The 25,757-nt window shown below is 42.6% G+C and carries 26 protein-coding genes and 1 other annotated feature; of the genes, 21 read left to right on the top strand and 5 right to left on the bottom strand.

Annotated elements, in window-relative coordinates; genetic code table 11:
* The first annotated feature begins 63 nt into the window (after positions 1-63).
* The 14 genes from M3234_RS08785 (at position 64) to M3234_RS08720 (ending at position 12,092) form a co-directional block, all read left to right on the top strand.
* Positions 64-1,305 (top strand): ATP-binding protein, encoded by a 1,242-nt coding sequence (locus M3234_RS08785; protein ID WP_262304361.1) that lies wholly within the window; start codon positions 64-66, stop codon positions 1,303-1,305.
* A 164-nt stretch (positions 1,306-1,469) separates the two neighbouring features.
* On the top strand, positions 1,470-2,642 hold the full coding sequence (locus M3234_RS08780) for an HD-GYP domain-containing protein (RefSeq protein WP_262304360.1): 1,173 nt from the start codon (positions 1,470-1,472) through the stop codon (positions 2,640-2,642).
* Between the two features lie 128 nt (positions 2,643-2,770).
* Entirely contained in the window at positions 2,771-3,958 is a 1,188-nt protein-coding gene (locus M3234_RS08775; RefSeq protein ID WP_262304359.1) for a hypothetical protein, read from the top strand.
* Positions 3,959-4,116: 158 nt separating this feature from the next.
* Positions 4,117-5,193, top strand: coding sequence for a hypothetical protein (locus tag M3234_RS08770; RefSeq protein WP_396953938.1), 1,077 nt, complete (start codon positions 4,117-4,119; stop codon positions 5,191-5,193).
* Entirely contained in the window at positions 5,180-7,369 is a 2,190-nt protein-coding gene (locus M3234_RS08765) for a molybdopterin oxidoreductase family protein (protein ID WP_262304357.1), read from the top strand. Before M3234_RS08770 ends, M3234_RS08765 begins: the two co-directional genes overlap by 14 nt.
* A 1-nt stretch (position 7,370) precedes the next feature.
* Positions 7,371-7,934, top strand: coding sequence for a 4Fe-4S dicluster domain-containing protein (locus tag M3234_RS08760; protein ID WP_066306252.1), 564 nt, complete (start codon positions 7,371-7,373; stop codon positions 7,932-7,934).
* Positions 7,935-7,945: 11 nt separating this feature from the next.
* The gene (locus M3234_RS08755) at positions 7,946-8,470 is read left to right on the top strand and encodes a Rieske 2Fe-2S domain-containing protein (protein WP_262304356.1); all 525 of its coding nucleotides are present in this window, start codon (positions 7,946-7,948) and stop codon (positions 8,468-8,470) included.
* Positions 8,460-8,651 carry a hypothetical protein gene (locus tag M3234_RS08750; RefSeq protein ID WP_262304355.1) on the top strand — a complete coding sequence of 64 codons (192 nt, stop codon included), beginning with the start codon at positions 8,460-8,462 and terminating at the stop codon, positions 8,649-8,651. Before M3234_RS08755 ends, M3234_RS08750 begins: the two co-directional genes overlap by 11 nt.
* On the top strand, positions 8,644-8,955 hold the full coding sequence (locus M3234_RS08745; RefSeq protein WP_262304354.1) for a hypothetical protein: 312 nt from the start codon (positions 8,644-8,646) through the stop codon (positions 8,953-8,955). The genes M3234_RS08750 and M3234_RS08745 overlap by 8 nt, the downstream gene beginning before the upstream one ends.
* A complete protein-coding gene (locus M3234_RS08740) occupies positions 8,942-9,226 on the top strand; it encodes a hypothetical protein (RefSeq protein ID WP_262304353.1) in 285 nt (94 codons plus the stop codon). Before M3234_RS08745 ends, M3234_RS08740 begins: the two co-directional genes overlap by 14 nt.
* Before the next feature lie 41 nt (positions 9,227-9,267).
* On the top strand, positions 9,268-9,915 hold the full coding sequence (locus M3234_RS08735; protein ID WP_262304352.1) for a sensor histidine kinase: 648 nt from the start codon (positions 9,268-9,270) through the stop codon (positions 9,913-9,915).
* Positions 9,916-9,936: 21 nt separating this feature from the next.
* Positions 9,937-10,590, top strand: coding sequence for a response regulator (locus M3234_RS08730; RefSeq protein WP_285858336.1), 654 nt, complete (start codon positions 9,937-9,939; stop codon positions 10,588-10,590).
* 13 nt (positions 10,591-10,603) lie between these two features.
* A complete protein-coding gene (locus tag M3234_RS08725; protein ID WP_262304351.1) occupies positions 10,604-11,053 on the top strand; it encodes a GAF domain-containing protein in 450 nt (149 codons plus the stop codon).
* A 19-nt stretch (positions 11,054-11,072) separates the two neighbouring features.
* Positions 11,073-12,092 (top strand): PAS domain-containing sensor histidine kinase, encoded by a 1,020-nt coding sequence (locus M3234_RS08720; RefSeq protein ID WP_262304350.1) that lies wholly within the window; start codon positions 11,073-11,075, stop codon positions 12,090-12,092.
* A gap of 35 nt (positions 12,093-12,127) precedes the next feature.
* Here the strand turns inward: M3234_RS08720 and M3234_RS08715 are convergent, their stop codons facing one another.
* Together M3234_RS08715 and brnQ are read right to left on the bottom strand one after the other, a co-directional pair.
* Positions 12,128-13,783 carry a glutamine--tRNA ligase/YqeY domain fusion protein gene (locus tag M3234_RS08715; protein WP_262304349.1) on the bottom strand — a complete coding sequence of 552 codons (1,656 nt, stop codon included), beginning with the start codon at positions 13,781-13,783 and terminating at the stop codon, positions 12,128-12,130.
* A 248-nt stretch (positions 13,784-14,031) separates the two neighbouring features.
* Positions 14,032-15,372 (bottom strand): branched-chain amino acid transport system II carrier protein, encoded by a 1,341-nt coding sequence (gene brnQ, locus M3234_RS08710; RefSeq protein WP_262304348.1) that lies wholly within the window; start codon positions 15,370-15,372, stop codon positions 14,032-14,034.
* A gap of 235 nt (positions 15,373-15,607) precedes the next feature.
* Positions 15,608-15,851 (bottom strand) — a binding site (T-box leader).
* A gap of 250 nt (positions 15,852-16,101) precedes the next feature.
* On the opposite strand from brnQ, the gene M3234_RS08705 reads away from it, so the two are divergent.
* Positions 16,102-17,118, top strand: a complete 1,017-nt coding sequence (locus M3234_RS08705) for a 4Fe-4S binding protein (RefSeq protein WP_262304347.1) — start codon at positions 16,102-16,104, stop codon at positions 17,116-17,118.
* 57 nt (positions 17,119-17,175) lie between these two features.
* Here M3234_RS08705 and M3234_RS08700 read toward each other — a convergent pair whose 3' ends face one another.
* Complete coding sequence (locus M3234_RS08700; protein WP_262304346.1) at positions 17,176-17,778, bottom strand: TetR/AcrR family transcriptional regulator; 603 nt, start codon at positions 17,776-17,778, stop codon at positions 17,176-17,178.
* Positions 17,779-18,032: 254 nt separating this feature from the next.
* On the opposite strand from M3234_RS08700, the gene M3234_RS08695 reads away from it, so the two are divergent.
* Together M3234_RS08695 and M3234_RS08690 are read left to right on the top strand one after the other, a co-directional pair.
* Positions 18,033-18,398, top strand: coding sequence for an SCP2 sterol-binding domain-containing protein (locus tag M3234_RS08695; RefSeq protein WP_262304345.1), 366 nt, complete (start codon positions 18,033-18,035; stop codon positions 18,396-18,398).
* Between the two features lie 61 nt (positions 18,399-18,459).
* Positions 18,460-20,340 carry an AMP-dependent synthetase/ligase gene (locus M3234_RS08690; RefSeq protein ID WP_262304344.1) on the top strand — a complete coding sequence of 627 codons (1,881 nt, stop codon included), beginning with the start codon at positions 18,460-18,462 and terminating at the stop codon, positions 20,338-20,340.
* 153 nt (positions 20,341-20,493) lie between these two features.
* On the opposite strand, the gene M3234_RS08685 is transcribed toward M3234_RS08690, so the two are convergent.
* Positions 20,494-21,585 (bottom strand): copper resistance D family protein, encoded by a 1,092-nt coding sequence (locus tag M3234_RS08685; protein ID WP_262304343.1) that lies wholly within the window; start codon positions 21,583-21,585, stop codon positions 20,494-20,496.
* Positions 21,586-22,191: a copper resistance CopC family protein gene (locus M3234_RS08680; RefSeq protein ID WP_262304342.1), complete on the bottom strand. Its 606-nt coding sequence runs from the start codon at positions 22,189-22,191 to the stop codon at positions 21,586-21,588.
* A 255-nt stretch (positions 22,192-22,446) separates the two neighbouring features.
* Here M3234_RS08680 and M3234_RS08675 point away from each other — a divergent pair, with 255 nt between their 5' ends.
* The 4 genes from M3234_RS08675 (at position 22,447) to M3234_RS08660 (ending at position 25,721) form a co-directional block, all read left to right on the top strand.
* Positions 22,447-22,746: a DUF5658 family protein gene (locus M3234_RS08675; RefSeq protein WP_262304341.1), complete on the top strand. Its 300-nt coding sequence runs from the start codon at positions 22,447-22,449 to the stop codon at positions 22,744-22,746.
* A gap of 65 nt (positions 22,747-22,811) precedes the next feature.
* Positions 22,812-23,948 (top strand): DEAD/DEAH box helicase, encoded by a 1,137-nt coding sequence (locus M3234_RS08670; protein WP_262304340.1) that lies wholly within the window; start codon positions 22,812-22,814, stop codon positions 23,946-23,948.
* Positions 23,949-24,051: 103 nt separating this feature from the next.
* Positions 24,052-25,521: an amidase family protein gene (locus M3234_RS08665; protein WP_262304339.1), complete on the top strand. Its 1,470-nt coding sequence runs from the start codon at positions 24,052-24,054 to the stop codon at positions 25,519-25,521.
* A gap of 59 nt (positions 25,522-25,580) precedes the next feature.
* The gene (locus tag M3234_RS08660) at positions 25,581-25,721 is read left to right on the top strand and encodes a hypothetical protein (protein ID WP_172799159.1); all 141 of its coding nucleotides are present in this window, start codon (positions 25,581-25,583) and stop codon (positions 25,719-25,721) included.
* The last annotated feature ends 36 nt before the right edge of the window (positions 25,722-25,757 follow it).

The following is a 25,757-nucleotide window of genomic DNA, read 5'->3' as shown; positions in this document are numbered from 1 at the left end:
GTATGAGTAAATATAAAATCTAATTGAATCATTTGAAGTATCCACGTTTAAGGAGATACAAACATGAAAGAAGGCAAGAACAGTCCTAAGCTAATTTTCGAAGAAAAAAAGGCGATAACATTATTTCTGTCATTATTCTATTTGTTTTATTTCACCTATGAAATATTTTGGTATTTTATCTTGCCTAAGTATACAGACTATGGTGCATCACATTTACTTAATGATGGGCTAGGATATTGGCTTTATTTTTTCATCATAATGTTATTGCCTATTTCGTTAACATTTATTAAAAAAGGAAACCCATATATAGTTAAATATATTTTGCTATTTGGGTTTATTCTTTTCGACGGCATAAATAGCTTCTTAGTTTATTTTGGGTCTTCCCAATCGTTTGCATCAGGAAATATTGTCGAGTTATTGTTTGTATTCTTTTCACCTGTATTTGTAAATAAACAATATTATTGGTCTGTAACCTTTGGACTACTAGGCCGGTATTTGTTATTAGGATTAATCCTGCAAGATGGAAATGTTATGTCACCGATGCTGGGCATAATAATATTATCCGGGATTGCATTTATTCTTTTAATAAGATTTTTTTCTTACATTAAATCGATAACAAATGTTTATGAGGAGCTCAACCAAAAGGAAAAATTAGCGGTTATCGGCCAAATGGCTGCAGCAGTAGGACATGAAATCCGCAACCCACTTGCATCGTTAAAGGGATTTACTCAGTTACAAATAGAAACGAATGCGGCAGCTAATGGGTACTACCCGATTATGATACAAGAGATTGATCGGATTAATTCGATTGTTGACGATTTGATGTATCTTGGAAGACCAAGAGAGCCTAAATACGAGAAAGCCAATATTGAACAGATTATCAATTACACGTTATCACTGACAAATCATCAGGCTGTTGAAAATGGTGTAACCGTTGAAACGATTAAAAGAGAACCAATCCCATTAATTGATTGTGATGAAGGTCGGTTAAAACAGTTATTTATTAATTTAATAAAAAACGCTATCGAGGCAATGCCAGATGGAGGCAGGGTCAGAATCTCTATTCAGGTTCTAGATAATCAAAAATTAGAAATTTCTATTGAGGATGAAGGTCTCGGAATATCTAAAGAAAGTATTAATAATTTATTTGAACCTTTTTACACGACTAAAAAGGATGGTACGGGATTAGGCTTAATAGTCTCGCATCAAATTATAAAAGATCATAATGGTGACCTGAGGATAGAAAGCGAACAGGGAAATGGAACCAGGGTCATTGTTTCATTACCAATAACTCAAAGGAAATAGAGGGGAAAATTGTTCTTCAATTATACAAAATTCCTCAAAATAAAATGTTTCAAGGGGTTTCTACATGAGATATAATGTAGAGGAACAACGAAAATTGTAACTTTAGGAAAAAACTTTCGTCTATATAAAAGCGAAATGTGCATTCGGTAAACTTGGAGGGTCATATGATTCCACATGAAGAGCAACGAACCGTTAAATGGTTTTTAATATCTTTCTATATTATTTTGTTTGGCTATGACATTTTTTATTACTACCTTTTACCTATTTATATTTCGCACGAAGAACCTGGCTTACCCAGCAATTATTGGTATATTAATTATATTGTATTATTATTGCTCATTTTAGTAATGTTGTATATAAGTAGGATAAATAAGCAGTTTTTAATAAAATATGTGTTTTTTATCGGCTATTTAATAACTGCTTTTACGGTTGATATCTTAACATATTATGGAACAGTAGATGAATATTTCAGTGGGAATGTTGTGGAGGTATTTTTAATTTTGTCATTACCTCTTTTCCTGAATACAAGGTACTTTTGGTTGGTGAGTCTGGGGGTTACTGTAAAATATCTTTTAACAGGTATAATACTACAAACATCCTATGTAATATTACCAATTATATTGTTTTTGATATTATCTATAATGTCATATTTCCTCCTTTCTCGATTTCAAGGATATGTCAAAGCAATTAGTGATTCTTATGATAATCAGTTACAAGGGATTGTAAAAGGGGTTATTGCTACATTAGAATTAAAGGACCCTTATACAAGAGGTCACAGCGAACGGGTTGCTAATTATGCATTAATGTTAGGACAGGAAATAGGTAAGCTATCAAAAGAAGAACAAAACTCTTTTTATTATGCTTGCTTATTGCAAGATATCGGTAAGGTCCATATTCCGGATTCGATATTAATGAAACCTGGGAAACTTACGAAAGAAGAATTTGAAATAATTAAGCTCCATCCTGTTGTCGGAGCGGATGCAGTAAAAAATGTAGACGGGATAAAAGATAGTATCTGTGTAATACAATCCCACCATGAACGCTGGGATGGTAATGGGTACCCAAATAAATTAAAGGGAAACCAAATACCATTACTTGCAAGAGTAACTGCTATTGCAGATGCTTTTGATGCAATGACCTCTTCAAGGTCTTATCGTGCTGCATTGTCAGTCGAAGAAGCATATCAACGCATTATCGAAGGAATGGGTTCCCAATTTGATCCAATGTTGGCTGAAGAGTTTAAAAAGGTATTTCCAGCTTGGGTCAAATTTCATCAAAAATATCCATGGCAAGATGAAATGAACACGAAAAGGAGGTGGACACATGAAAATCCGTAGACTTAAGAAAGTAAAAACAACTTGTTGGTGGTGTCCTTTTGTTGGAGTCAGACCATAGGAAAGTTAGGATGCTAGTCTTTTGCTAGCATCCTTCTTTATGTGAAAAATAAATGTAAAAGGGTGTAATAATGAACATTTCACTCGAATCAATACTAGTATTGATTCCTCTTGAAATTCGCAAAGACAAGAAACATTTTATAGTGGAAGATCTCGGTTCGGGTGAGTTTTATGAAATGCCTGAGGTTTGTATTGATGCCATTCACCTCATTGATGATGGTGTTAGTCTGGTAGAAATAGAGCGGCGGCTGAAAGAGAAATTTCCTGATGAAGAAGTGGATCTCATCGATTTTGCCAATCAGCTTTTGGAACTGGAACTGGTTGCCGAAGTTGATGGGATCAAAGTAGAGATTCGGGAAAAGCAGCAGGACCTTCTTGGCTTTTTGGGGATTTCACCTAAGATGGGAAAATTCTTTTTTAATAAGGCAACGATGATGCTTTATGCCGTGTTATTTGTTATCAATATACTCTTATTTATCTTAAAACCGGCGTTATTTCCTCATTTTAAGGATATTTTTGTGTTCGATTTGATGGTATTTAATATTCCTGCTTGGATGGTGTTATCGGCTGTTTTGGTCATGATCCACGAGTTTGGCCACATATTGGCGATGCGCAGCTTTAATCTCCCGACTAGGCTGGAGATTGGGCACCGGTTAATCCTGGTTGTGCTGGAAACGGACATGGCACAGGCCTGGAAACTGCCGTCAAAGGATCGGAATATTTTATATCTTGCAGGGCTTTGCTTTGATTCAGCCATACTTTTTCTTGCATTGGCGGGTCAGCTGATTTTTTCAGAGGGGTCAGGGCTTTTCCTTAGTTTCATGAAGCTGGCAGCATTAGACACCTTAATTCGGATGGTCTATCAGTTTTGCATTTATATGAAAACAGACTTGTATTATGTGTTTGAAAATGTATCCGGCGCTTATAACCTGATGGAAAATGCCAATCAGGCAATTAGAAACAAGTTCTCATTTTTAAAAGCGGACAATCAATCAGAGGTAGTATTTGCCGGAGAACAAAGGACTGTTTTTACCTATACCATTTTTTATTTTATCGGTGTCGGGCTGACAATCCTGTTGTTTTTCGGCTACTATATCCCTCAATTAGTATTTGCGATGGCTAGACTCAACCATTGTTTTGGCTACGGACCGTCCAACCATCATTTCTGGGATGCAGCCTTGTCATCATTGCAATTATTAATCGGGGTGCTGCTTCTGCTATATTCCTGGCGAAAAAAGTACACAAAAAGGCAAATGTGACAAACCTATGTCAAATTTTGAATATCTAAGGTTTTTTTTCCCTAAGGATGGGGGAGTTCCCCGATAAAGATAACACTTCCTTTTTTCTTACAATAAGAGTAAGAAAACGGAAGTGTTATTTTTTTGGAGGAGGAGCTCTAATGCAAGCAACTAATAAAATGCAAGTTAATGCAGCTGCGAATACAAAGAGCACAGTTAATGATGCGTTTGCTTCGAAATTTGCAAAATTAATGTTTTTATCAGTCGCAGGACTAGCGATTTTAGTGTTTATCGGCACAAGAATGTTTACCCATATCGACTTGAATCTTTATGGATATATGGTAGGAACGCTTACTTTCCTCGGTGGGTTCTTTTACCGCTTTATTTCTTGGGGTGAACGGCCGCCAACCAAAATCATTATTAAAAAAGGACTAAAGCTGCTTTTTAGAAAAAGCACAGCGAAAACAGCTGTTAATCACTTGGCGATTTATGACTTCATCAAAAAGCGCGGCTTCTATCGCTGGATGCAGCACATTTTGATTGGTTGGGGCTGCGTGCTTGCCTGCTTAGTAACCTTCCCGCTGGTTTTCAGCTGGATGTACTTCACAATGGAAGACAACGGCTACTACACGGTGGTTGTAATGGGAATGAATTTGATCAATATTAAAGCTGATGGAATCATCGCTTGGTTTTCCTATAACGCATTAAACATCTCAGCAATCATGGTTATTACCGGTGTCTGTATGGCCCTTTACCGCCGCATGAAAAATATGCAGGCAAGAGCTGAACAAAAATTTATGTACGACTTCTTGCCGCTTTATTTACTGTTATTGATTTCAGTCACTGGACTGTTACTGACTGTTCAAAATGTATTTTTACACGGCTGGATGCAGCCGCAAATGTCACTGATTCACCAATTCTCAGTCATTGTGACTCTAATCTACTTGCCGTTCGGTAAGCTTGCCCATATCCCATTCCGTCCAATGAGCGTGCTGGCAAGAAACTACCGTGAACACTATGGGGAACAGCATATGAAAGAATGTAAGGTTTGTGGGGAGCAATTTGTTTCAGTAGAACAATCAACCGATGTTATCAATGTCTTGGGCGTCAATAGCATGGAATTTAACATGGAAGATGGCTTCAATCTTGCTGAACTTTGCCTGCCGTGCCGCAGAAAGTACCGTATTGCAAGATTCTCGGGAATTCCTACCCACCAAGTCAAGGTCAAGGAGGCAAACCAAAATGCAAGAGGTTAATTTTAAGAATGAAAGAGACCGGTTCTTTAAAGAGATTGAAAATGTAAATCATCCAGATGAAACGTTAGTTAAGACCCACTGCAGCTATTGCGCGATGCAGTGCGGGATGAACTTAAGAGTGAATACGAAAACCAATAAGATTATTGGTGTGGAGCCTCGTTACGATTGGCCGGTTACATTAGGTAAAATGTGTCCCAAAGGCGTTACTGCTTACCAGCAGGTAAACCACCAGGATCGTATCCTTAAACCGCTAATTCGCGAAGATAAATCATTAAAAGGCACGAACAAAGGATTCCGTGAAGCCACTTGGGAAGAGGCCTATGACTTGATTGTCAGCAAGTTTAAAGGACTGCAAGAGCAATATGGAAAAGATTCCATTTCCGTCTATAGCGGAGTTTCCATGACAAATGAAAAATGCTACCTGACAGGGAAGTTTGCCCGCGTTGGTCTACAAACTCGTTATATCGATTATAATGGACGTTTCTGCATGGCGAGTGCAGCAGGCGGACTAAACCGTTCTCTTGGAATCGACCGTGGTTCTACTGTTCCTTGGACAGATGTACATGAAACTGATTGTGTCTTCTTGGCTGGCAGTAATACGGCAGAATGTCACCCAACTTCGATGTTCCGTATTTGGGCGGTTCAGGAAAGAGGGGGCTATGTGATTGTAGCAGACCCGCGGGAGACTCCGATTGCAAGAAGAGCGGATCTTCATCTTGATTTGAGACCAGGTACAGACTTGGCGTTAGCAAATGGTATTTTGAATCTGCTTATCAAAAATGGTTATGTGGATGAAGAGTTTGTAACAAATCATACGAACGGTTTTGAAGAAACAAAGAAGGTAGTAAAAGATTTCACACCTGAGTATACAAGTCAAGTCACGGGTGTGGCACCTGAAAAAATTATCCGTGCTGCAGAAATTTACGGAAAAGCGCCAAACGCAATCGTTATGTTTGCACGGGGGATTGAGCAGCAGGTTAAAGGGGTAGATAATGTTTCTGCCTATACGAATATGGCCCTTGTAACTGGAAAAATTGGCCGTCCTAAATCTGGGGTTGCCACGATTACGGGACAAGGAAACGGTCAAGGCGGCCGCGAACATGGACAAAAAGCAGACGCGCTTCCTGGCTACCGTAAAATTGCCTATCCGGAGCATGTGGAATATATCGCCAATGTGTGGGGAATCCAACCAGAAGAAATGCCAAAAGAGGGTGTTTCTGCTTATGAAATGTTTGGGTTAATGGAGCAAAAGACCATCCGTGCTTTATACCTTTTATGCTCTAATCCTGCCGTTTCGGCCCCTAATCTAAATTATGTACGTGAACAGATGAAAAACTTGGATTTCATGGTATGTGTTGATTTTTATCTATCTGAATCTGCAGAGTTTGCCGATGTCATTCTGCCAACCACTACTTGGGCGGAGGATGAAGGAACAACCACTAATGTCGAAGGCCGTATCATCAAAATTAACCAAGCTCAAAAACCGCTGGGTGAAGCAAAGCCTGACTGGCAAATTCAAATTGAAATTGCTGAACGCATGGGCCGCGGCAACTATTTTTCGCACTTAAAAAGTGCCGAAGATATCTTTAATGAACTGCGTGTTGCTTCTAAAGGTGGAGTAGCTGATTATTACGGGGTTACTTGGGATAAGATTGAAAAACAAGACGGCGTATTCTGGCCATGTAAAGAGGAAAATGATCCTGGGACACCGCATTTATTCCTGGATAAGAAGTTTTATCATCCAGATGGTAGAGCAAAGATCTTTGCATTGCCTTACAGACCTCCAGCAGAGGAACCGGATCAGGAATATCCGCTCCGATTAACTTCTGGACGTGTAGTATACCACTACTTGTCTGGCAATCAAACGAGAAGAATTCAATTTTTGCGTGATATGTGTCCGGATCCATTTGTAGAAGTACATCCGGAAACAGCAGAAAAATATAATATCAACCACGAAGAAAATGTACGTTTATATACAAGAAGAGGCGAGGCTGTTTACAAGGTGAAAATCACCGAAGCGATTCGCAAAGATACCGTGTTTGTTCCGTATCACTGGGGACATGATGAATCTATTAATCTCCTGACCATTGGTGCGCTTGATCCAATTTCTCGGATGCCGGAATTCAAGGCTTGTGCCGCACAGATTGAAAAACTTGAAATGAAGAAGGTGCAGTAAAGTGGTAAAAAAGAGGTTATATCTTGAACTTGAAAACTGTATCGGGTGCCGTTCTTGTTTAGCAGCCTGCACGCAGTGCGGAGGGCACGAAGAGCGTAACCGCAACTATGTATACGATGTGAACCCGCTTGTTAACCGTCAAACGATGCCATTAATGTGCCTTCACTGTGTGAATCCTGCATGTGCAAGAAGCTGCCCTGCCCAGGCGATCCAAATTCACGAAACAGGAGCTGTCCTGTCTGCTCTTGTGGAAAAGTGTATCGGCTGCCAAAACTGTACTATTGCCTGCCCTTATGGAATACCGAAGTTCGATACCGAGCAGAATTTAATGTATAAGTGCGACCTTTGCATTGACCGCACAAAGGATGGTATTCCGCCAATGTGCGCGAGCGTATGTCCGTCTAATACACTTCAGTGGTTAACAGATGAAGAAATCGAAGCAAAACAAAAGCAATTTAACCTGGATAATGGTAAGTGGGTAACAAGCATGCCATATTTAGAAGGCGAAACTAACGTACGTGTGAATCTCCCTGGAATCCTGCAGGGTGTCACCAAACTGTTCTAGGAGGGATTACCATGAGCGATAAAAATAATAAAATCCCGTTCAATGAAGATAATTACACCCATAATATAAATCGAAACAATGAACGAAAGCTTGACCGCCGTGGCTTTATGAAGACATTGGTAGGGGCAGCGGGCGTGTTCGCCGTTTCCTCCCTCCCATGGGGAGTTCTGGCCGCTAAGGAACTGGGTGGCCTAGGTGACAAAAAATATCCGAAACAAAAAATTGCTGATTTGAATTCGGTGGCCGTTGGGGATGCTGTCGATTTTCACTTCCCTGGCGAACACGACAGCGCCATCTTGATCAGATTATCAGAGAAGAAATTTGTTGCTTACCAAAATGCATGTACCCACCTGCGCTGCCCCGTGTTCTGGCAAAAGGATGAAGGCGATTTGCTTTGCCCCTGCCACCATGGAAAGTTTGATGTGGAAACAGGCGCACCTACTGCGGGACCGCCAAGACGACCGCTTCCGGAAATCCATGTAAAAGTAGAAAACGGCGTTGTTTATGCCGTGGGGGTGAAGCGTTATGAAGCGTAGTTATATCCCGGTTGCCCTATTGCTCGCTGTCTTAATGTTGAATATCATTGCAACCCAGTACATGGTCCATCAATATTTTTATCAAAATTATACTAATACTATTATTGCCGCTGTCGTAAATGTGATTCTATTCCCGGTTGCCTTTCTGATTTACAAAAAAGGTGTGATGGTCAATGACTAGCGAAACCTATATCGATTTATGCTTTGTCCGCCCGCAGGCTGGGGATTTTTCCAGCGAAATTGAAGAATTGCTGCAAAAGCTGTTTGCCAAGAAACGCTTAAATTGGTATCTCGAGGAGAAGGTCGTTGACGGGGCGGAAATGGTCATCGCCGAAATTAAGGGCATGAGCACATGGGAGTCAGAGGATGAAACAATTCAATTCATTGAGGATCATGCTGAGGACAAATTTTGGGATTATCTGCAGGGTTATAAAATGTTCATTTACCCTGTGAAGAAGGGGTGTAATAGCTGTGGGGGCCATTAATCTTGAAGCAGTAAAAGAACGCTTTTCCGGCGCATCGGTGGAAATCGCGATTCTGGACCAAGAGGACGGAGACCAGGCACCGGCCGTTCGAAAATCGATCCGAAAAGTTCAGCTTTGTCCTGATGGGACACATATCCGGCTTTACTTTGACCATATGTATTTTCTCGCCGTTCCATTATCCAGTCAGGTCATCGAATCTGATAGCTTGTGGTCGGCGTATGACGCGGATAGCGGTTTAACCTATACAGTGAAAAAGGTACAGGTCTTGTAAGAGTCCCTGCCTTTTTTAATAAGAGGGATTGGAGGGCAGTCATGGATCCATTGAAAATGAAGCAGAAAATAAATTCCTATATTATCGATTCGCAGGAAGAGGAAATCAAGCGAATTGCGTTGGAGCTTCACGAAGGGGTCGGCCAAAACCTGTACAGTATTTTAACGGGGTTGCAATTTATCGAATCAGGGACACAAGAGCCGGCGATGAAAAATTATGTCCGTGAAATGGAACTGCTGATTGGAAAAACAATCCAGGAAATCAGGCTGCTTTCTGTTGAATTGCATCCGCCTGCCCTCACAACGTTAGGGCTGCTGCCAGCGATGAAAAGCTATATTAAATGCTATACTTCGACATTTGGGATTCTCGTTGATTTGAACTCTGACGGCATAGAGAAACAAATTCCCGAGAAAGATAGGATTGCGGTGTTCAGGGTTTGCCAGGAAGCATTGATGAATATTGCCAAATACGCAGATACATCGAATGTTAAAATTAACTTTTTTTGGAAAAAAGATGAATTGAAAATCACGATTGATGACTTTGGCAAGGGATTTCAGCCCAAGGAATATGGCGATTCATCCGGCCTTGCCGTGATGAAGGAACGAATGCTTCTGACTGGCGGACAGTGTGTGATATCCTCTAAAATAGGAGAAGGAACATCCGTAGAAATATCTCTTCCACTCGAATAGACATGAAAGGAGAGTTTATTTTTGATAAAAATCCTATTGGTAGATGACCATGCTGTTGTAAGAAGCGGGCTGAAAATGCTCTTGAATACGAATCCCGAAATCGAAGTGGTCGGGGAGGCCTCGGAAGGCAATGAAGGCATAAAAAAGGCACAGAAGCTGAAACCGAATGTGGTCGTCATGGACTTAAGCATGCCGCACGGGAAAGATGGGCTGTCGGCAACAAAAGAATTAAAGAAACTTATGCCTGAAGTAAACATATTGATTCTCACCATGCATGATGATGAAGAATATTTATTCCGCGCAATTCAAGGCGGAGCATCAGGATGTATTTTAAAAAGTGCCCCGCATGACGAATTAATGTCGGCAATTGAATCCGTCGCCAGAGGCGATGCGTATCTTCACCCTTCGGCCCAAAAGCGGCTAATGGAAGAATACCTGTCAGGCATTAAGCATGACGGAAGTGATACGTATAATTTGTTATCTGACAGGGAAAAAGAAGTGCTTACCCTGATTGCCAAAGGGTATTCCAACAAGGAAATTGCCGAACAGCTGGTCATCAGTGTGAAAACGGTCGAAACCCATAAAGGCAATCTGATGGAAAAACTGCAAATGAAAACCCGGCCGGAGCTCGTCGAATATGCCGTGAAAAAGGGGTTATTGGGTTATGGTATTTAAGGAGACACACGACATGTCACAGCTAAGGGAACTCCACTCAGTGATACAGGTTTGCGAGCAATTGAAAGAGCAAATTTCCTGCGAATTTGTTGGTCTTGCGATGCAGAATGAAGGTAGTCCTGATGTCAGATGGCACTATGCCTCCGGAAATTTAAATGATAAATACAAACGAATAACCGTCCGTTTCGGTAAAGGAATCGCGGGGAAGATTATTTCAAGCGGCAGTCCGATGATGCTGGAAGAGTTTCCTGCTAACATTGCAGGGAAAGTAACAGATTATCCGATTATGCTCGCTGAAAAACTTGTTTCCACCTATGCGGTCCCTTTATTTTTTAATTCGGTTCCTAAAGGAGTATTGCTTGTCGGAAAACGGGAGAAATACATTTTTTCGGAGCAAGAGCAGGAAATGGTGCAAGATTCTGCTTCTCTATTGGAACAGCTGCTTATGGGGGATATTCTATGATAGGGAGGATGGAAATGAAATGGGCAGGGATTTACGTCAGGCAAAAAGTGAACTGTTAGATTACAAATTTGCCCTCGATGCATCTTCGATTGTCGTCATCACGGATTCCCGGGGAATTATTACATATGTAAACGATACATTTTGCCAGATATCAAAGTACACCCGCGAGGAATTGCTGGGGCGTGACCACCGAGTTATCAGTTCAGGCTATCACTCGAAGGAATTTTTTCGGGACATGTGGCGAACGATTGGATCTGGAGAGGTTTGGAAGGGCGAAATCCGCAATAGGGCCAAGGATGGCACCTATTATTGGGTGGATACAACGATTGTTCCATTTATGAACGAACTGGGAAAGCCTTATCAATATCTGGCAATCCGGCACGAGGTGACGGAAAGAAAACGGGTTGAGAGGGAATTGCAGAAAATGATGGCCAGGATCATCGATGTTCAGGAAGAGGAACGAAAGCGATTGTCGCGGAACCTGCATGATGGGATCGGCCAAAATCTCTATAGCCATTTAATCACCATTAATCGCCTGCTGGCGGAAATGGACCATCCGTTGCTTCAGCAGATGCAGGAGGAAGCCACCCAACTTATTGAGGAGATTCGGCAAATCTCCTGGGAATTGCGTCCATCGGTGTTGGATGATCTTGGTTTGGTTCCGGCCATCCGTTCCTATTTGACGCGCTTCTCCGATCATCATCAGATTGACGTTTATTTTGATTGTGTATTAAATCGCCGTTTGGATATTAGTATTGAATTGACAATATACCGGATTATCCAGGAAGCATTAACGAATATTTGGAAGTATGCAGATGTCTCCGACGCCTCAGTCACCATCCGGGAAATGGATGATGCCGTCCGGGTAATGGTAGAGGACAAAGGGAAGGGTTTTCATTTGGGGACGCAGACTTCTGGAGTCGGCCTGTTCAGTATGGACGAACGGGCACGGTCGGTAGGCGGGCACCTGGCGATAACTAGTTCACCAGGTAAAGGGACAAAAATTATTTTAGAGGTGCCGGCTACGATAGATAAATAAAAAAACCAAGTCTGCTGCAGACTTGGTTCTTTTTATTAAATCTTAAATGAACTCTTCAACGAAACAATTCGGTTAAATACTAGCTTATCTACGGTTGTTACCTTAGGGTCAACGTTGAAATAGCCGTGTCTGAAGAACTGGAACTTATCATGCGGCATGGACTCTTTCATGTTTGGCTCGACAAAGCCTTGCAGGATTTCCAACGAATTTGGATTTACCTTATCAAGGAAAGTCTTGCCGTCGTCAGCATCTTCTTCGGATTCGTCCAAAATCAGTGGCTCATATAACCGGAACTCCGCAGGAACCGCGTGGGCTGCTTCCACCCAGTGAATTGTTCCCTTTACTTTTCTGCCGGTAAACCCTGTGCCACTCTTAGTTTGCGGATCATAGGTGCAGCGCAGTTCCACCACATTCCCGTCCGCATCCTTGACGACTTCTTCGCACTTAATGAAGTACGCATGCTTGAGACGGACCTCATTGCCAGGGAAGAGGCGGAAGTATTTGCTTGGCGGATTTTCCATGAAATCATCCTGCTCGATGTAAAGCTCGCGGGAGAAAGGAATTTTCCTCATGCCCATTTCTGGATTTTCTGGGTTAATTTCCGCATCCAAAAGCTCGATTTGCCCTTCAGGATAGTTCGTGATGACGACTTTTAACGGGTTAATCACGGCCATTGTCCGCGGGGCTTTTAGTTTTAAATCCTCGCGAACGAAGTGCTCTAGCATTTGATAATCAACCGTAGCGTTGTTTTTCGAAACGGCCGTTTCTTTTACAAATGTCCGGATGGACTCAGGGGTAAAGCCCTTGCGGCGCATGCCAGAAATCGTCGGCATCCGCGGGTCATCCCAGCCATCAACAAAGCCTTCGTCAACAAGCTGCTTGAGCTTCCGTTTGCTCATCACCGTATTGGTCAGATTCAAGCGGCCAAACTCGATTTGCTGCGGCGTGTTTTCCATTTCACATTGTTCGACAACCCAATTATAGAATGGGCGCTGATCCTCAAATTCTATTGTACAAATGGAGTGGGTCACACCTTCAATTGCATCCTCGAGCGGATGGGCAAAAGCGTACATCGGGTAAATGCACCATTTGTCACCGGTGTTATGGTGGGTCGCATGAGAGATTCGATAAATAACCGGGTCACGCAAATTGATGTTTGGAGATGCCATATCGATTTTAGCCCGCAGCACTTTTTCGCCATTGGCAAACTCGCCGGCCCGCATCTTTTCAAACAGCTCGAGATTTTCTTCAATCGAGCGGTTGCGGAAAGGACTTTCCTTTCCTGGCTCTGTCAGCGTTCCGCGGTATTCGCGGATTTGATCGGCACTCAAGTCATCGACATAAGCAAGTCCCTTATTGATTAACAGAACTGCCCGGTTGTACATTTCCTCGAAATAATTGGAAGCGAACTGTAAATTGTCCCATTCATAGCCGAGCCACTTAACATCCTCTTTAATCGAGTTGACGTATTCGATGTCTTCCTTGAGCGGATTGGTATCATCGAACCGCAGGTTTGTCAGGCCGTTAAAGTCATCCGCCAAGCCGAAATTCAGGATGATGGATTTAGCATGGCCAATATGAAGGTAACCGTTCGGCTCCGGCGGGAAGCGGGTTACGATTTTTTGATGCTTTCCCGATTCCAAATCTTTTATGATAATATCCTTTATAAAATTAGATGTATTATTGTCCACCCGTTTCAACCTCTTTCATCTTGGCTAATAAGAAATTATAAAAATTATACTATAATTTTATAATTTCTTAACGCATAAATTCAACTACGCCTCTGTCTTCGTCCTACCGCCAGTCGGCGAGTTTTCATTTATCTACTATCTATTCATATCATAAATGCTGATATTTTTCCATTCTTCCCAACAATTCATGCGAAAAACAGCTTTTTTAAAAAAAGATGCCAGCGGGTAAAATCCACTGGCATCGATTATTAAGAAGCTTTTTCCAATTTGTAGTTTTGATTTTCTGCAGAAGGACGACGGGTCAGTTTGTCGAAAACAAATCCCGCCAAGCCACCGGCAAGTGCCGGAACGACCCAGCCAAGGCCCACTGATGTCAATGGAAGACTGCCCATCAAGGTATCTAGGACGTGCATTTTTAGTCCGAACATTTTTAAGCCATCATACAAACTGACAAGACCGGTCAACAGCATCGCACCGGCATATACCTTTTGCGCCCCGCCGAAGAAGCGGTGCAGAAAGGCCAGAGTCACTAGCACGATTAACAACGGATAGGCCATTACAAGGAATGGAACAGAAACGGAGATAATTTGATTCAAGCCCAGGTTAGTGAGTGAAAAGCTCACAACCGTAACCGCCGTTACGACCATACGATAGCTAAGGTTCGGCAATAATTTTGAAAAATATTGGCCGCAGGCGATTGTCAAACCGACACAAGTTGTAAAGCAGGCGAGGGTAAAAATGACGCCAAGCAGAACAGTGCCGCCGCTGCCCAACACAAGTGTGGCAGCCGATGATAGGATTGCCGTTCCGTTATCAAATGTCCCGTATCCAGCCATTTTTGCCCCCAAGAGCCCGATGATTACATAAACAAGAGCCAGCGCGGCACCTGCAATAAGACCGGTTTTTAACGTATAGGCTGTTAACTGTTTTTTATCTGTTAAGCCTCTTTGCTTTAAGGCCGTCAAGATGGCAATCCCGAATGCAAGTGAAGCGAGAGCGTCCATAGTTGAATAGCCATCAACAAATCCCTTAAATAATGAAGCAGACTGATAAGTGTCAGTCGGTGCCTCAAGCGGTTTATTTAGGACAAAAAATCCGGCAACACACAAAACAACGATTGACAATAAAAGTATCGGCGAAATAAATCGGCCCATATAGTCGACCACTTTGGAAGTATTTAAACTTAATAAATAGACCAATAAAAAGAAAACAACAGAAAAACCTAATAATAGCAGCGGCTGGCTGACGGAAAGATTGCCCAAAAACGGCTCGACACCCATTTCGTATGCAACATTAGCATTACGCGGAATCGCGAATAAAGGTCCGATTGCCAGGTATACCACCACGGTAAAACTGGTGCCAAACCATGGGTGAACCCGGTTACCAAGTGTATTGGCATCATTTACAAGCACAATCGCGACCAATACTAAAAGCGGGAGTCCGACCCCTGTTAAAATAAATCCTGTTATCGCCGGCCAAAACGAGGTTCCGGCACCCAGACCTAAGAAGGGAGGGAAAATAAGGTTGCCTGCCCCAAAAAACATTGAAAATAGCATTAATCCTACAAAAAACGTGTCCTTCTTTTTCATTACATTTCTCTCCTTCCTGACGTTTTTACAAAATCAATATGACGTGACACAGACCAATTTGCTTGGAAAATTTTCCGGAGTACCACACCTTGCCAATAAAGGCGGGGTGAGCAGAGCTTCAGTAATTCCTTATCGGGCGAAAGAATTTATATTTCCCACTTATCCAGTCTCTACTGAAAGCCTTGAGCGGCGCTCCGCCCCTTTTCGATTCCAATACAAAAAGCCCGCCCCTATAGCTAGGGACGAGCTTGCTCGCGTTACCACCCTACTTCCGCAAACAAAAAAAACTTGCGGCTCTCGATCAACGTACCATCATACGTGTCCTCTTTTAACGGCAGGCAGTCCGGCATAAGCTTACTAAAGACTTCAGCTTAGCATCTCGGAGATGATTTTCACTTGAGTCTTGACACCGGCTTTCACCAGCCGCCGGCTCTCTGAGGTCAAGAAGGACAAGCTACTCTTCTCGTCATCGATTTTGTTTTTAAAAGTCAGATTTAATATTTGATATAGCTATTATATTATTTTCAAATAGTTTTGCAAGTGGTTTTTTTCGGAAAATTCCGATGAAATCGTTGCCATTATTGATATAACAATAATAAAAAACTTTTTGACGGATTTTCGTCGCTAATTTGACAGCTTTATGAATTGAATGGTTTTGATGATATAAATCACATACCTTAGTATACCAGTTCCCTATAGTTAAAGCATTAGGAATGGAGGGAACTCTATATGAAATCAAAAGCCTGGTATAAAAAGCAATTGAAACGGAAGCCGGTTCAGATTACCAGATATGTTGTTCAGGCTGTGTTTCTCTTGTTTTTATTATATGTTGGTCTGCAATTCTATCGATTTTACATGCATTTTGAAACGCTGGGAGAAACACCGTTTGTTGAGAGACCTTCAGCAGTTGAAGGGTTTTTGCCAATCAGTGCTCTGGTCGCCTTAAAGGTGTGGATGACAAGCGGCGAGTTTGATATGATTCACCCAGCAGGACTCGTCCTATTGGCATTTTTCATTGCTTCGGGACTGATTTTCCGCAAATCGTTTTGCAGTTGGTTTTGTCCGGTTGGAACCGTTAGTGAAATGACGGCGTGGCTGGGACGGAAAATTTTTAAAAAGAATTTTGAAATTCCGACATGGCTGACATGGATTTTAACCCCGATAAAGTATATTTTGCTGTATTTCTTTATCAGCATGATTATTGCGATGCCGACATTCCAGGCAAAGGCGTTCCTGGATGAACCGTATAATAAAATTTCTGATGTTAAAATGCTATTATTCTTCTTAAATATTGGCGGTTTTGCTTTGAAAGTGGTTCTGGTTATTTTCGTGTTATCACTGTTCTTCAGAAATTTCTGGTGCCGGTTCCTGTGCCCATACGGCGCGCTAATCGGGCTGGGCTCGATATTTAGAATTTCAAAGGTCCGCCGGAATGAGGATACCTGCACCAACTGCGAAATGTGCACAAAAGTTTGCCCGCAGCGAATCAAGGTCCATACAAAAAAGGTGGTCGCTTCACCAAATTGCAATGCCTGTATGTCTTGTGTGGAGGCCTGTCCGATTAAAGATACGTTGAATATGACTGTTGTGAATAAAAAGGTTAACAAGTGGTTCATCCCAGTTGGATTCCTTGCGTTATTTTTCATTGTTGTGGTTGTGGCGAAACTTACTGGTCACTGGGAAACAATCATAAGGTATGAGGAATGGAGGAATTTGATACCCGATGCAAATTATGTAGGACATTAATCATCTAATAGGCAGCCTGAGGGCTGCTTTATTTTTTTTGCAAAAAAAAAGCATTCGTTAATTGGATAAATTAACGAATGCTGCAACGACGATTCGATTGAGAAGACGGGCGAGTTCATCAAAATGAACGAGGCCGTCTTCGGTTTCGTTATAGTTTTGTACTACCACTTCATTGATTGCCCCAATCATTGCCTGTGAAACAATCCGAATCTCTGTTTTAGAAACGGTTGCTGGAAGCAAGCCTTGAACCGTTTGAAACATCAACTGGGCAAATTGCCGGTGGGCTTCACTCCTGGCTTTTTCTACCCCCTGGGAAACCCCAACTGATTCCACCAACATTAAATTGGCGACTTTAACGTCTGTAAAACAAATTTCAATATAACGGCGAATCCCGGCATAAGCCTTGTAGGCTGTTCGATTTTCTTTATTGATTGCCAAGTTTACTTCTTCAATAATCTCGAAAAATACCTCTTTGAACAGTGTTTCGATCAATTCTTCCTTGCTGGAAAAATGCTGATAGAAAGTTGTTTTGGATACGCGGGCCATCTCAACAATGTCCAAGACAGAAGTATTTTTGTAGCTTTCATTGGTAAAAAGCACTAGGCTCGCATAGAGAATTTTATCCCTTGCCTCTTTCGGCATTTCAGTCACAAAAAGCATTATTCATCAGTCCAATCTGTATATTGCCGGTACGAATTAGTATTAATTTTAAAAGATATTTGGCGGTTTAACAAGGAAATTAAACTTGTTAGCGGCATAGCCTGGGAAAACAATGTGGCTATAGTAAAAAGTCGAAATTTAGCGAAGGGATTTACTATTTAATACCGATACGTATTGGTATTATAAATATAATAGGAATATTTTGAATACTCTCATCTAAAAGAAGGTCATTAATTTTTCAAGGAGGCTCAACGATGGGAAAACAAATTGACATGTATTCATTAGCGGATCTGATGAAAAAAATTGCGGAAACGGTAAACGGAAACCCGGTTCCGATTGAGGGGTTTAATGCCATTTACCAGTTTGACATTACTGGAGAAGATGGCGGGGAATATCAGCTTCATTTTCAGGACGGTAAAGCGGCGGTAACGGAAGGGAGCGAGCATCCTGCTGACTGTACGTTGGTTATGTCACTGGCAAGCTTCCATCTGTTTATGTTAGGGAAGCTGAACGGAACGATGGCGTTCATGACAGGAAAGTTAAAAATGAAAGGGGATATTGGAAAAGCCCTAAAGATTGAATCGATTTTGAAGCAATACAATGTAAAAGACGCCCTATAAAAAAAGAAATCTGGAGGCAGCCACTTCTTCAGCCTCCTTGCTAATGGATTGGAGGGAGATTATGAAGGCAAATAACTTAGTGGAAGCAGTAGCGCGTACTGCCCGGAAGCATGCGGGTAAGGACGCATTCTTGTGGAAACTAGATGGGGTTTGGCATGGAATCAGCTACGAAACCTTTTGGAACAAGGTGAAGCATCTCGCGGCCGGTTTAGCTTATTTGGGAGTGAAGCGAAATGACAAAGTCGCTATACTTTCTGAAAATAACCCTTACTGGCCGGTTGCCGACCTGGCCATTATGAGTTTGGGTGCTGTCAGCGTACCGATTCATTCCACCCTGCCACCAGATCAAGTCAGCTATATCCTGAAAAATGCAGAATGTACCTTCATGTTCGTACAGGATGACTTTTTTCTTGATAAAATTCCCGAAGCTGACCGAGTGCCAACCGCCATTATTTTTCCACCTAAGAACTTCGTCCAAACAGAACAGATTGTGTCACTGCAGCATGTTGCCTCTCTTGGTTACAATCTCCCATATGAAAACTGGGATTATAATTGGAGCAATCTGACAAGAGATGACCTGGCGACGATTATCCACACATCTGGGACGACCGGAAACCCAAAAGGTGCGATGCTGACACATGGAAACATTCTCTCCAACGTGGAAGGGGTTCAATTCTGGGTCCTTGAAGCGAAACCTTCCGACATCCTGCTCTCACATTTACCGTTGTCCCACGTTTTTGAGCGGATGTCTGGACAGTTCATGCCGTTGTCCGTTGGCTGTACCATCGCTTACGCAGAGGGTATTGATAAAGTCCAGGAAAATCTTTTGGAAGTAAGGCCAACCGTACTAGTCAGCGTGCCACTCTTATTTGAAAAAGTGTACGCTACCGCTCAACAAATGGTCGAATCGGGGACGCCGTTGCGCAAGAAAATTTTTAAATGGGCTATTAATATCGGCTTGAAAAAATATGAGTACTATTTAAGCCAGAGCTTTGATGAGATGATGAAAAACGGTTACCTCCCAAAGGAAATCAGCCGCAGTTGGAAGATTGCCAACGCCTTGGTTTACAGCAAGGTAAAAAAGAAGCTAGGCGGCAGAATCCGAGGGCTTATTTCCGGCGGCGGCGCCCTCAATCCGGAAATCGGCCGGTTTTTCTGGGCGGTTGATATTCCTGCGCTTGAAGGTTACGGGTTAACGGAAACCTCACCGGTTGTCTGTACGAATCCGATGGTTCGCTCGAAAGTCGGTACAGTCGGCAAACCGCTGCCTAATCTTGAAATTAAAATTGCTGAAGATGGTGAGGTCATAGTCAAGGGCCCGAGTGTAATGAAGGGCTATTACAAGGACGATGAGGCAACAGCCGAGACATTCAGGGATGGCTGGTTTTTAACCGGAGATATTGGCAGTATCGATGAGGAGGGGTATTTGAAAATTGTCGACCGCAAGAAGCGAATAATTGTATTGACTACCGGAAAAAATGTCGCGCCGCAGCCGGTCGAAAACGCGATGACCCAAAGTCTTTATATTAATCATGCGGTTTTGATTGGCCAGGATAAAAAGTATGTGATCGCTTTAATCACGCCAAGCTTGGAAAACCTGCTGCCATGGGCAAAACAGAAGGGGCTGACAGCAGATATCAACCAATTGCTCAAGGAACCGGCGGTCCAGCAGCTGCTTACAAAAGAAGTAGCCAAGTTCACGAGTAAATTTGCCCGGCATGAACAGCCAAAGAAGGTAGTCATTATCGGCAAAGAATGGAACGTGCAAGACGGCGAGTTGACACCTTCATTAAAGGTTCGCCTGCCGGAAATCCAGAAGAAATACAGTGAGGTCATCGAGCTCGCTTATGCTGAAGAAATGTTTACCGATATGAGAATCGCGGCCAACGAGGCGGCAGTTGGATTATCCATCAATTCTGAAAGACGTGGGAGCAGAGAATAGGAAAAAAAGCGTAAACTCAAAGAGGGGATACGCTTTTTTAGCTAAGTAGGAAAGTATAAAATTTTTATCAAATTTGATACTTTCCTATGTCGCATAAATTCAACTACGGCTCTGTCATCGTCCTAACGGACTCGCCAATCGGCGAGTTTTCATTTATTGCACGCTTAGCATTAACGCCAAGTAGGCAGTCAATATAAATAAGATGCCCATGACAAGTGCCATGACTTTTGGGGCCTTTTTAATAAAGGTTAGGACTAACATGATCAGGAAAAGGACTGCTGACAAAAAAAGTACGATTGACAGGATACCTGGTGAAAATGCCAATGGAATCACTGGCTCACCTTCGTGAAAAAAGCTGAATAGCGGCGAAACACCTGTTTCATTAATCGTTGTTTCAATATTATGCGGCGGGGCTTCTTGTCCGAGCGCTCCGGTAACCACAAAAATTAATAATACGATCATACTCTCGAGTCTTGCCCAAGGGAGCGGATTAAACGCCGGATCATCCGAGACTTTTTTCCGGATTAAAATACTATTAATAAATGCAAATGCCAATAGTGGAATGATAGCTAGATGCTTTAGCAGCAGTGTCTGACCATAGGGCAGAGTCCAACTGTTTACATAGTTATCCTCGCTCATCATATAGCCCATAAGGTCGAATCCAGTCAAGGCTGCCAGCGCTAAACATGTAATAGCAACCGGTGTAAACCACTTTAAAAAATGCTTCCAGTTGTCATGGTTCGTAGAAAACCAGCTAATAACAATGAGAATGCCTATCCATGTTGTGATTGCCAGAAAATGCGTGGTATGGGTCAATGCCCCCTGCCAGCCTGTCAAGGAGCTGGCATGGCTCGACCAGCCTTGCAGAATAATTAAGACCAGAATAAGGACTAGCCCGGCCAGCGAAAAGAACGGTTTCCGCTCCAGTTTGATGGGCACAAGGTAAATGAATAAGATCAGCGACACGATCCATGTTTTAACCCAGGACTTTCCAACTTCAAAATTTAGCAAAACCGATTGAACGGTCACCCCAAGACCCATATCGCGGTATAAATATAAAATGAGTTTTAACACCGGAACAAATGAAAGAAAAGCAACTCCGAGAGTTGCTATCAATAGAATGTTTTTTGAAATTTTGATTCCAGGACGGGCGGTTTCCGGGATTAAATGCAAAATGAAACTGCCCAGTAAAATGGAAAAACAAAGATAAAGCAGAGCTTCACTTACAACATTGAACCATAACATCTAGACATGCTTCCTTCTGTAAAATAACCAGTAGCTTCCGGCGCCAAAAACGATCAACAATCCGACTGCCACTGGAATCATGTAGTCTTTAAATGTTGCTTCCTCAGGCTCAGCTTTTTGGGTGAGGACTGCCGCGGTTTGTGCCTGGCTGGTATCGGCTGCTTTAACATTTTCAGTTTCCGCAGTTGTGCCCTCGCTGGTTGAGGTGTTGTTTGCTGCAACTGTAACTGTCCCATCTGCAGTCTGGTTTTCCGGCAATTGGACGGAGAACGGGACCTCCCCCTCCAACGGATGGCCATCAGCTCCAATAATTTTCCAATGAATAGTATAACCGCCGTCGGCCAGTTCATCCTTCAGCGTTCCGACTAATTGATTATTGTTTACGGAAACTTGTGACAGCGGAATATTTGTGCCGTTTTGGTCCGTTAAGGAAAAGGTGCTTGTGGACTCGACCTTTGTTTCATAGGAAAGGGTAATGTTTTCAAGCGCATCAGTCACTACTTCACCGCTTTTAGGATTGGAATCCTTAAAATGTGAATGCGCAAAAACATTCGTTCCTAATAGAAAAAATAGGGTAGATATGATAAAGGAGATTTTCTTTAACATTATTTTCAACTCCATTATGTTATTAAATTGATGTAGTCATCATTTTATCACCATTTCTTCTTGTTCATATCAATTTTTAAGCAATGTTCACAAATATGTCAAATTAGCTGTGAGGAATGATAATAACTTAATTTTATATTTTTTGTTCTAATTGTTCTTTATAAAGAATAATTTGTTCTTGTTTATGATATTATGGGAATAAATGTATCAGCATAGGTATTACTAGAAACAATGAAAATATAAAGAGGAATCGGAATGAGACTTTGTTTATTTTTGCTTATTGCCGGCATATTGGATGCTGTCCTGACTCATTTTGGCATTATTTCAGGAATTATTGAGGAAGCCAATCCCTTGATGCGTGCCGTGATGGATAAAAGCTGGACCTATTTTTACTTCATTAAAATTCTTCTGCCCTTCTTGTTAATTTGTCTGTATTTCATGCATCCTTTGAAGGGAAGGCTACGCACCTTGTTGATATCCGCCTGTGTCATTTACTTCTCAGTTCTTGTTTTTCACATGGCTTGGATTCTACTCTATTTCCGAACTTCCGCTTAAACTAGACACTGAAACATAATTACGTTAGTATCAAAACAACATGAAAAAAGAAAAGGGAGTCATACATGTTAAACAAATTACAGCCATTTTTACAAGAGGCCTGGAAAAAGTCAGGTTTTCAAGAACCTACAGTCATTCAGCGGGAAGCCATTCCTCTCATCCTTGAAGGAAAGGATGTCATTGCAGAATCACCGACAGGGACGGGAAAAACGCTGGCTTATTTACTGCCGCTGCTCGATAAAATCGATGCCGAGCTGCAATCGTTGCAGGCTGTTGTGTTAGCATCATCACAGGAGTTGGTGATGCAAATATATCAGGAATTTCAAAAGTGGTCTGAGGGAAGCGCTATTAGAGGAACTTCTATTATCGGCGGGGCCAACCTGAAGCGACAGCTGGAAAAATTAAAAAAGCGCCCCCATGTCATTTTTGCTACGCCAGGAAGGCTGCTTGAGCTGATCAAACAGAAAAAGGTAAAAATGCACGAAGTCAAGCTCGTGGTGCTCGATGAAGGTGATCAGCTTTTGGCATCGGAGCACTTGTCCTCGGTTCAGAACATCGTCAAATCAACGATGTCCGACCGCCAAGTTGCATTATTTTCCGCCACCTTGAAGCCGGCAACGGAGAAAACAGCCAGGGAATTGACGGGTGAACCTGAAATTATTAAAGTCGCCAAAGATGAAGCTGCCACATCCGGAGAGGTTGAGCATCTTTATTTTTCTTGTGAACGCAGAGAAAAAGTCGAGCTGCTGGAAAAAGTCGCCCGGTTGGAGAGCAGCAAAACACTCGCATTCATTAATGATATTGGCGAGCTGCAGGTTATGAAGGAAAAGTTCGATTACAAAGCGTTGTCGGCTGGAGTCTTACATAGCGAAATGAAAAAATTGGATCGTCAGGCAGTGTTAAAGTCATTCCGCGACGGCAAGCTTAAAATGCTGATTGCCACCGACGTTGCGGCACGTGGTCTTGATATTGAGGGGGTTACCCATGTCGTGCAAATCGACCTGCCAAAGGATATCACCCAGTATATCCACCGCGCAGGCAGAACTGGCCGGATGGGAGCGGCTGGAACGGTGATTTCGCTAGTAACGGACCGGGAAGAGCGTGAGCTGAAACAATTTTGTCGAGAGTTAAACGTACCACTCCAAAAACGAATTTTTTATAAAGGGAAAATCGCAGCCGAAGAACAAAAGCTGCGTCGTTAAGGCAGCCAAGGGCCCCATACCCGTGGCGGCCTTTTTTATTTTTTAAAAAGGATTTGCGTTATTTTTCTTGAATAATAAAAGGGAGAAACGGAGGGGAAATACAATGGAAAATTCAAAATTGAAAAAGTATTATGACGAGTGGCTTGAGGATGCCTCAATCGCTCAAATACGTGAGAAACTTGAAAGCGGAGAGCTGACATCCAAGGAATTGGTACTCTTATATCTAAAGCGAATATCGGTTTATGATAAAGAAATTAATTCAGTTCTCGAGATCAATCCTGATGCTATACATATAGCCGAGGCGCTTGATATGGAGCGTAAGGTGAAAGGTCCGCGGGGGCCGCTGCATGGAGTCCCGATCTTAATTAAGGACAATATTGATACCCATGACAAAATGCATACAAGTGCCGGGTCGCTGGCGCTAAAAGACTCGATCGCACTTAAGGATTCTTATGTGGCCGAACAATTGCGCAATGCTGGTGCGGTGATTCTTGGAAAAACAAACATGACCGAATGGGCCAATTTCATGACCTACAAGATGAAAAACGGCTACAGCTCGCGCGGCGGGCAAGTGCTAAATCCTTATGGTCCGGGTTCATTCGATGTCGGCGGCTCCAGTTCGGGCTCCGGTGCAGCTATTGCTTGCAGTTTCGCTGCTGCGGCTGTAGGAACGGAAACATCCGGATCGATTTTAAATCCATCGTGCAAAAATTCGATTGTTGGCATCAAGCCCACGGTCGGCCTTATTAGCCGTAGCGGGATTATTCCGATTGCGCACTCCCAAGATACAGCTGGACCGATGGCTAGGACCGTTACAGATGCCGCGATTTTACTTACTGCTCTATGTGGACGGGACGAAAGGGATCCGATTACCCTAACCAACCCGTTTGATGGGATTGATTTTTCTAAGTCCTTGGTGGAAGATGGCCTGAAGGGAAAAAGAATTGGCATTGCTGTGGACGGATTCATCGAATTTTTAACAGATGAAAAGAAAAAAGTGTTCCATGCCTCTATCGAAGCGCTTAAAACATCCGATGCCGAAATAGTGGAGGATATTAAGATTCCTTCTGCTAAGGCGATGTGGAAATATGATGTGTTAACATATGAATTCAAACCCGACTTGAATGCGTATTTGAATGGTTTGGATCCTTCGGTCAAGGTGCGTAGTTTGAGCGATGTCATTGCGTTTAACAATCAAGATGAAGAGAAAATGCTGAAATACGGACAGACCGTACTGCTGGAATCGGAAGAAACTAGCGGTTCGTTAACTGAGGCCGCCTATATAGATACGCTCGAATTTGACTTGTACCATTCGCGGGAGCAAGGAATTGATTTTGCTCTGGAAAAATACAACTTGGATGCGATTGTGTTTCCGGCGGATGAGGGATCGCAAATCAGTGCTAAAGCAGGGTACCCATCGATTGCCGTACCGGCGGGCTATACGGAAGCCGGGGAGCCGGTCGGACTGACGTTTGCGGGAACAGCCTTTAGTGAGCCGGTGTTGATTGAAGTGGCTTACGGCTTTGAGCAACTGACAAAATATAGAAAAGCACCCGTTCTAAGGTCAGAATAGGACCCTTGGTTTCCACCCATACTAACAATGACTTTCTTTTTAAAAAGGAGTTGACAGATATGGGTAGAACGAAGCTTGGTAACGCAAATGCACAGCGCAATAACAATCGTAAGAAAGCAATGAAAACAAGCTCTGAGCTGGTTGAATTCGAAACCGGCGAAGCGTTAAAACGAAACCGTCCGCACGGAAACCCTAGATAAATGTAATGAACAGCGCCTCCCATTGGCAAAGTGGGA

It is taken from the genome of Neobacillus niacini (assembly GCF_023715785.1).
In the GTDB taxonomy this organism is placed as follows: domain Bacteria; phylum Bacillota; class Bacilli; order Bacillales; family Cytobacillaceae; genus Neobacillus; species Neobacillus niacini_E.
The sequence above is the reverse complement of the archived record's forward strand: the minus strand, read 5'-3'. Positions and strand labels throughout refer to the sequence as shown.

Excerpts from the sequence above, each read along its gene's own strand:
- M3234_RS08785 (WP_262304361.1), top strand. The coding sequence starts at position 64 with ATGAAAGAAGGCAAGAACAGTCCTAAGCTAATTTTCGAAGAAAAAAAG.
- M3234_RS08780 (WP_262304360.1), top strand. The coding sequence starts at position 1,470 with ATGATTCCACATGAAGAGCAACGAACCGTTAAATGGTTTTTAATATCT.
- M3234_RS08775 (WP_262304359.1), top strand. The coding sequence starts at position 2,771 with ATGAACATTTCACTCGAATCAATACTAGTATTGATTCCTCTTGAAATT.
- M3234_RS08770 (WP_396953938.1), top strand. The coding sequence starts at position 4,117 with ATGCAAGTTAATGCAGCTGCGAATACAAAGAGCACAGTTAATGATGCG.
- M3234_RS08765 (WP_262304357.1), top strand. The coding sequence starts at position 5,180 with ATGCAAGAGGTTAATTTTAAGAATGAAAGAGACCGGTTCTTTAAAGAG.
- M3234_RS08755 (WP_262304356.1), top strand. The coding sequence starts at position 7,946 with ATGAGCGATAAAAATAATAAAATCCCGTTCAATGAAGATAATTACACC.
- M3234_RS08750 (WP_262304355.1), top strand. The coding sequence starts at position 8,460 with ATGAAGCGTAGTTATATCCCGGTTGCCCTATTGCTCGCTGTCTTAATG.
- M3234_RS08745 (WP_262304354.1), top strand. The coding sequence starts at position 8,644 with ATGACTAGCGAAACCTATATCGATTTATGCTTTGTCCGCCCGCAGGCT.
- M3234_RS08735 (WP_262304352.1), top strand. The coding sequence starts at position 9,268 with ATGGATCCATTGAAAATGAAGCAGAAAATAAATTCCTATATTATCGAT.
- M3234_RS08725 (WP_262304351.1), top strand. The coding sequence starts at position 10,604 with ATGTCACAGCTAAGGGAACTCCACTCAGTGATACAGGTTTGCGAGCAA.
- M3234_RS08720 (WP_262304350.1), top strand. The coding sequence starts at position 11,073 with ATGGGCAGGGATTTACGTCAGGCAAAAAGTGAACTGTTAGATTACAAA.
- brnQ (WP_262304348.1), bottom strand. The coding sequence starts at position 15,372 with ATGAAAAAGAAGGACACGTTTTTTGTAGGATTAATGCTATTTTCAATG.
- M3234_RS08705 (WP_262304347.1), top strand. The coding sequence starts at position 16,102 with ATGAAATCAAAAGCCTGGTATAAAAAGCAATTGAAACGGAAGCCGGTT.
- M3234_RS08700 (WP_262304346.1), bottom strand. The coding sequence starts at position 17,778 with ATGCTTTTTGTGACTGAAATGCCGAAAGAGGCAAGGGATAAAATTCTC.
- M3234_RS08695 (WP_262304345.1), top strand. The coding sequence starts at position 18,033 with ATGGGAAAACAAATTGACATGTATTCATTAGCGGATCTGATGAAAAAA.
- M3234_RS08690 (WP_262304344.1), top strand. The coding sequence starts at position 18,460 with ATGAAGGCAAATAACTTAGTGGAAGCAGTAGCGCGTACTGCCCGGAAG.
- M3234_RS08685 (WP_262304343.1), bottom strand. The coding sequence starts at position 21,585 with ATGTTATGGTTCAATGTTGTAAGTGAAGCTCTGCTTTATCTTTGTTTT.
- M3234_RS08680 (WP_262304342.1), bottom strand. The coding sequence starts at position 22,191 with ATGTTAAAGAAAATCTCCTTTATCATATCTACCCTATTTTTTCTATTA.
- M3234_RS08675 (WP_262304341.1), top strand. The coding sequence starts at position 22,447 with ATGAGACTTTGTTTATTTTTGCTTATTGCCGGCATATTGGATGCTGTC.
- M3234_RS08670 (WP_262304340.1), top strand. The coding sequence starts at position 22,812 with ATGTTAAACAAATTACAGCCATTTTTACAAGAGGCCTGGAAAAAGTCA.
- M3234_RS08665 (WP_262304339.1), top strand. The coding sequence starts at position 24,052 with ATGGAAAATTCAAAATTGAAAAAGTATTATGACGAGTGGCTTGAGGAT.
- M3234_RS08660 (WP_172799159.1), top strand. The coding sequence starts at position 25,581 with ATGGGTAGAACGAAGCTTGGTAACGCAAATGCACAGCGCAATAACAAT.